Raw genomic sequence first — 6,070 nt, forward strand, 5'->3', positions numbered from 1 at the left:
GAATACTGACTTCAAAACTAATGTTCATTTCTTCTTTCGAAAAAGAGAAGTGAACATGTAATTTTAAAGCTATTACCATTCCAACAGAATGATAATGAATTGACTGTGCCAAATAACCGAAGTTATTCGTATTGGTCACTCAGTTCATTGAAATCAATTTTGTTACCGAAGTAACTGTTACTACCTAAGTAATAACGTTTTGATATTCATCAACGAGTGCCCACACAGATTGATAGGTTTAAATTGTTAAAGAGCGCTAGCGTTTTGTGACTCACATCTCAGCCGCTAGGGGTGCGTACTATACCTGCACCACTTAGAGAGTCAAGGGTTATTTTCAAACTCTTATTCTCTACCGATTTCGCTGCGTGACTTTCGTCTCACTCCTTGTCGGTGAGGCGGCATTATAGAGAGTTCGATATAGAGCACAAGAGTTTTTTTAAATAAAAGTTTCGTTCGCCTAAAAAGCCACCACATCCGCATTTTTCGAATAAAAACTAAACATTTGAGACGTATCACAGCAATACATTGGCAAAATGGAAGCCATGAACGTAAGATTCATGTGTCTATTTTGTTAATGGTAGATGCGTATATTTCGTTTATTAATATGTAGTATTCCGATATGAACTCAAAAAAATCGATGTTGTTAATTGTCGCGCTAGCTGTATTGGGCGGCATTGTTTTCTCTCAGGTAGATATATCGCCTGCAATTACCTTTATCCTTGGTGTCTTGGCTTCCGCTTTTGTTGTTAATTTTTCAAGCACCAGCTCAAAATCAGAGTCAGAACCTAAGGCTTCAACAAAAACACTTTATGTGGGTAACCTTCCATACAAAGCGAATGAATCACATGTACGTGAATTGTTCTCTGAATATGGTGAAGTATTTGCTGTACGTTTAATGAAAGACAAACGTACTGGTAAAAGAAGAGGTTTTGGATTTGTTGTTATGACAAGTAATGATGTGAATCATGCTATTTCAGAACTTAACGATAAAGATTACATGCAACGTACTTTAAAAGTACGCGTTGCAAACGATCCTAAACATCCAGAAACGGACGAAGCTGAACTGAGCTAAACCCTAACTGCTTCAGCATACTATTTAGTGCACTTTCTTTTTTAGGAAGTGCACTACAAAAAGCCTCACGCACTCCCCCTTCTTCAGTACAGCTCTCTAAATCCAATAAACCTTGAACCCGCTTAGCAATAGCCTTACCTGAATCAATCAACATCACGTTTTTACCTAGCACTTGCTGAATCTCTGATTTGATCAGTGGGAAATGAGTGCACCCTAAAACAGCCACATCAATTGTGTTGATCATTGGTTGAAGGATTTGCTGCAGCTCTTCAAGGTTAATCGCCTCTCCTCGGAGTTTATCTTCGGCCATATCCACCAGCTGAGTAGAACCTAAAAGCTCAACTCTTTTATTACTAGAGAAGTTTTTAATGAGCTCGTGTGTGTATTCACGAGTAATCGTTGCGGGAGTTGCAATAAGACCAACGGCTTTATTGGCAAGTAGCGATGCTGGCTTGATCGCCGGAACAACCCCGACAATAGGGATTGGGTTATTAGCCCTTAGTGTAGGTAACACAATTGTACTTGCTGTATTGCAGGCTATCACCACAATATCAATAGCGTGGCTAGCCACAAAACTGGCGACGATACTTTGAACTCTGTGGATAAGGACTTGCTGGTCGAGCTCACCGTATGGGTAAGCCTCATTATCGAATACATAAGTATAGTTATGATTCGGTAGTAACTGGCTTATCTCTTTATATACGGACAGACCGCCAACTCCAGAATCAAAGATTAATATGTTTTTTTGTATGCTTTCCGACACAACCATTACCTGTGATAAGTTCCGTTGCAATGATACCCCTTCACTTAGTTTTCGCCAATCATCACTCTACATAATGCAAGCTCGGTAGCGTTGATGCACAAAGCGCTCACCCTGCTCTACATTTTCCATCTCTATCTTAAGCTTTCCTTTAAAGCATGGCGCTGACGTGACTAAAGTATGGAACTCACCATCTTCGCCGCAAGGGTCGACGTGGCTCGGTAAACTGCCGATTAGCTCCAACGTGTATTCTTCCCCGCAATAACTCATGTCTAATGCATCGCTATCGACCGTGACGAGAAAGGTTTCGATTCCTCTCTCTATTATTTCACTCGCAAGTGCCTGACTACTCTCTCCCATTAGGGGAAACACACACTCCCAACCAGCTGGCTCTATATAACTTCTTCGGTAATCGGCAATGCCATTACAGAACATATCTCCAAACGCGACCGCATCGATTGATAAGCCAGAACTTTTAAGTGCCGAGACGATCGTACTTTGGTAAACCTCATTACTTGGGAAGACTTCCGGTAGCTCAATCATGATTAATGGTAAACCGACCAATCGAGCTTGCATTGCAACTACCTCAATAGGAGTTACCTGGAAAGGAACTTCATCTCCAACATACGTCGTATACAGAGCAACAACTTCATACTCGGTGCTTTCAAGTAGGCGCTCTAACGTTAACGTAGAGTCTTTACCTGACGACCAACTTATGACGACTTTCTTTTTCATTGATATATCCAATAAGAAAAAACCGCCCGAAGGCGGTTTGCATACCAGTTAGAACTGGTATGAAGCATTTAGGTAGTATGCTTGATCTTGCGTTTCATACTTATCCACCGTTTGGTATTGAGTATTAAACAAGTTTTCAACTTTAGCTCGTAGTTTCCATTGTTCGGTCAACTGGTAAGCTAGTGTAAAGTTCACGAGGCTATACGGTTCAAGTTCCACCGTATTTTTTGCATCGTCATAGCGTTTACCTTGATACTGATAGCTCAAATCACCACGCCAGTCATTGTGTTCATAGCTGACCAACCATTTCGCTGCAAAGTTTGCTCTACGAGACAGCTCTTTATCTTGAATGTCTTCTGGTTGACCATAACCAGCAACATTGATTTTGTTGTTATGGTCTAGGAAGTCTAGCGACACTGAGTGTGAAATCACGCCAGTCTCAAACTGCGAGCTTACTTCAATACCACGTATTGTCGCATCAGAATTCTTTAAAGCTTCACCTTTTGACTGATAACTTACCAAATTAGTAATTTTGTTTGAATAACCTACAACGCGTATATCTGATACGTCAGAGAAGAACTCAAATCCAGCCTCAAAACTCAAAGACTCTTCTGGTTTCAAGTCACTCTTACCATAGCCAGGCCAGAATAAGTCATTGTATGTCGGAGCTCGAAAGGCAGTACCACCAGACGCAATCAAACGCCAATTCTGATTAACAAGATAACCAGTTCCTAGCTGCCATGTCGACTTTCCGCCATAGACTTCGTTGTCATCATGACGAACACTTGCTTCAATTTGCAGACCTGAATTGTCATAGAAAGCCGAAGCGAATACTGCATTATTCTTACGACTAGTACCGTCATATTTCTGGTAACTATTGCTGCTCCAAATTTTGGAATCAGCCACGGTGTCTTTAGTTAGGTCAACGCCTGCATTAAGTACAAAGATCTCAGATAACTGATAAGAGTTCAGCCAGTTAAGAGCATGGCGATCAGTGATTAAGTGGCTACCCGGAACTTGACCGCCTTTATTGTTACTATCGTCGCGGTTAGTTGATACAGACAAAGATGAACGATACTTCTCACCATTATATGCAACAAGCGCTGCGTAGTTGAAAAGAATAGATTCTTGCTCATCAGCTGATAGCTTACCTGTTGAAAAGTCCTTATAACTTTCATATTCAGTCACGCCTTTATGATAGAAGCCCATCACTTTGGCAGACCACTCAGGTGAAAAGTTTGTCCCAACCTCAAGCGTTAAGTCTTGACGGCTATAGCCATCTTCATCAGGTTGAGCCGGGCCAGTGCCTACGACATCAAAACCATCTGACGCTTCAGTGTTTACAGACATATTGATCCAAGAGTTCTGACCAACTTTAGAGCTCACACCAGCTGCGCCTTGGCGATAGTTATCAGTACCAGCACCAACTTGAACAGTACCAGAGTCAACATCAGCCCCTGATGAAGTAATAATGTTAATTACACCACCTATTGCATCAGCACCATATACCGCAGCACGAGCACCTTTTACTAACTCGATACGTTCAACGCCGCTTAGAGGAATAGCTGAGAAGTTCGCACTACCAGTTGTCGCACTACCAATTCTCACCCCGTTATAGAGGACAATGCTTTGATTCGATGAGGTACCGCGAACAAAGACTGAACTGTTTTGTCCACGTCCGCCATTTTGCGTTACTTGCACACCAGGTAATAATGCTAAAGCTTCCGTTAGAGATTTGATTTGCAGGTTATCAATTTGCTCTTTAGTCACAATATCGACAGTTGCTGTAACTTGACCCACAGACTGCTCAAAACGGTTAGCCGTAACGACCATGGTTTCGTCAGCAGATGCTTCTTGTGCGTGTAAATTGGAGATAGGTGAAAGCAGCGATGCTACCGCAACCGCTAAAAGGGATTTGTTCATGTTGTGATCCTAAATCGCGTAAAGTCCTACCAAACCACATTTTATGGTTTGGCCGCTGGCAGGTATTCGGACTTAAGAGCACAACCTTATGGTTACCTAATATTCGACTTCCCACAAAATGCTATTTGCAGTGTCTATGAATACTCGTTCTCTTTTACCGCTGCGCGTCAGTTCTGGATTTTCACCAGATTCCCTCTTCAGCCATCTATACATCCACATGGCACCAGCTTGCCGGAAATAGTATTGACCTATGAATCATTTGTCTAGTCTAAGATAGTTATAAGCTATAGTTTTCATCGTCTATTTAGACTGAATGGCCCTCAACACTGGACAAGCGCCTGTGATTGAATAAAATCTGCGCTCTTGATTTAAAAGCACGACAGCAAAAGGCATAACAATGGCGAATTTAGAAGTAAACCCGCAACGCTACCAAGAACAACTGGCAGAAAAGACTGAGCGTCTTACTGAAATGTTCTCAGAATATAATGTGCCTGAGCTGGAAGTGTATGAATCTCCAGAACAACACTACCGCATGCGTGCAGAGTTCCGCGTGTGGCATGAAGGTGACGATATGTATTACGTCATGTTCAATCAAGAAACTAAAGAAAAATACCGCGTAGACCAGTTCCCTGCGGCTAGCCGCCTGATCAACGACCTAATGCCTCTATTAACAGATGCAATGAAGGACAACCACTCTCTGCGCCACAAACTATTCCAAGTAGACTTCCTTTCGACTTTAAGCGGCGAGATTTTGGTGTCACTGCTTTACCACCGCCAATTAGGTGAGCAGTGGATTCAAGACGCTAAAGCGCTAAAACAACAATTGAACGATGAAGGTTTTAACCTAAATCTGATTGGCCGTGCGCGTAAAATGAAAATCGTACTGGATCGCGACTACGTCATTGAAAAGCTAGATGTGAATGGTGATAGCTACATCTACCAGCAAGTTGAGAACAGCTTTACTCAACCAAACGGCAAAGTAGCAGAGAAAATGTTGGAATGGGCTGTCGACTGCACTCAAGACAGCAAAGGCGACTTACTTGAACTTTACTGTGGTAACGGTAACTTCTCACTAGCACTGGCACAGAACTTCGAACGTGTACTGGCAACAGAACTGGCGAAGCCGTCAGTAGAATCTGCGCAATACAACATCGCAGCCAACAAGATTGAAAATGTGCAGATCATCCGCATGTCTGCGGAAGATTTTACCGTAGCAATGGAAGGCAAGCGTGAATTCCGTCGTCTACAGCAAGCGAACATCGATCTTAAGAGCTACAATTGCAACACTATCTTTGTTGATCCACCGCGTTCAGGTATGGATGTTGATACTTGTAAGATGGTTCAAGGCTACGAGCGCATCATGTACATCTCTTGTAACCCTGAGACATTGAAAGAGAACCTAGACATTCTAAGCGAAACACACGATATCACTCGTTTTGCTCTATTTGACCAGTTCCCTTACACCCACCATATGGAAGCAGGTGTGTTCCTAGAGCGTAAAGCGTAAACCTCGCTCTCTAAGTCGAAGCTAAGCAGCAGATACAAAAAAACGAGCCAATTGGCTTAATGCCGATCAGTTA

Annotated in this window: 5 protein-coding genes and 1 riboswitch; of the genes, 2 read left to right on the forward strand and 3 right to left on the reverse strand. The window is 42.4% G+C overall.

Going from position 1 to position 6,070, the window contains the following annotated elements; all coding sequences use genetic code 11:
* Positions 1–619 precede the first annotated feature (619 nt).
* Entirely contained in the window at positions 620–1,072 is a 453-nt protein-coding gene (locus tag AB4407_RS19555; RefSeq protein WP_372121707.1) for an RNA recognition motif domain-containing protein, read from the forward strand.
* On the opposite strand, the gene murI is transcribed toward AB4407_RS19555, so the two are convergent.
* The 3 genes from murI to AB4407_RS19570 are packed head-to-tail and all read right to left on the reverse strand — an operon-like array spanning position 1,035 to position 4,490.
* Entirely contained in the window at positions 1,035–1,841 is an 807-nt protein-coding gene (gene murI, locus AB4407_RS19560) for a glutamate racemase (protein ID WP_372121709.1), read from the reverse strand. The genes AB4407_RS19555 and murI overlap by 38 nt on opposite strands.
* Before the next feature lie 60 nt (positions 1,842–1,901).
* Positions 1,902–2,567 carry an ATPase gene (locus AB4407_RS19565; RefSeq protein WP_372121708.1) on the reverse strand — a complete coding sequence of 222 codons (666 nt, stop codon included), beginning with the start codon at positions 2,565–2,567 and terminating at the stop codon, positions 1,902–1,904.
* Between the two features lie 48 nt (positions 2,568–2,615).
* The gene (locus tag AB4407_RS19570; RefSeq protein ID WP_017100862.1) at positions 2,616–4,490 is read right to left on the reverse strand and encodes a TonB-dependent receptor domain-containing protein; all 1,875 of its coding nucleotides are present in this window, start codon (positions 4,488–4,490) and stop codon (positions 2,616–2,618) included.
* 39 nt (positions 4,491–4,529) lie between these two features.
* A riboswitch (cobalamin riboswitch) is annotated at positions 4,530–4,733 on the reverse strand.
* A 154-nt stretch (positions 4,734–4,887) separates the two neighbouring features.
* Here AB4407_RS19570 and trmA point away from each other — a divergent pair.
* Positions 4,888–5,997 carry a tRNA (uridine(54)-C5)-methyltransferase TrmA gene (trmA, locus tag AB4407_RS19575; protein ID WP_009848254.1) on the forward strand — a complete coding sequence of 370 codons (1,110 nt, stop codon included), beginning with the start codon at positions 4,888–4,890 and terminating at the stop codon, positions 5,995–5,997.
* Positions 5,998–6,070: the final 73 nt, after the last annotated feature.

The organism is Vibrio sp. 10N.261.46.E11, assembly GCF_041472735.1.
In the GTDB taxonomy this organism is placed as follows: Bacteria; Pseudomonadota; Gammaproteobacteria; order Enterobacterales; family Vibrionaceae; genus Vibrio.

Bases quoted from the DNA above. Each gene is read 5' to 3' on its own strand.
- trmA (WP_009848254.1), top strand. From the start codon at position 4,888: ATGGCGAATTTAGAAGTAAACCCGCAACGCTACCAAGAACAACTGGCA.
- AB4407_RS19555 (WP_372121707.1), top strand. From the start codon at position 620: ATGAACTCAAAAAAATCGATGTTGTTAATTGTCGCGCTAGCTGTATTG.
- AB4407_RS19565 (WP_372121708.1), bottom strand. From the start codon at position 2,567: ATGAAAAAGAAAGTCGTCATAAGTTGGTCGTCAGGTAAAGACTCTACG.
- AB4407_RS19570 (WP_017100862.1), bottom strand. From the start codon at position 4,490: ATGAACAAATCCCTTTTAGCGGTTGCGGTAGCATCGCTGCTTTCACCT.
- murI (WP_372121709.1), bottom strand. From the start codon at position 1,841: ATGGTTGTGTCGGAAAGCATACAAAAAAACATATTAATCTTTGATTCT.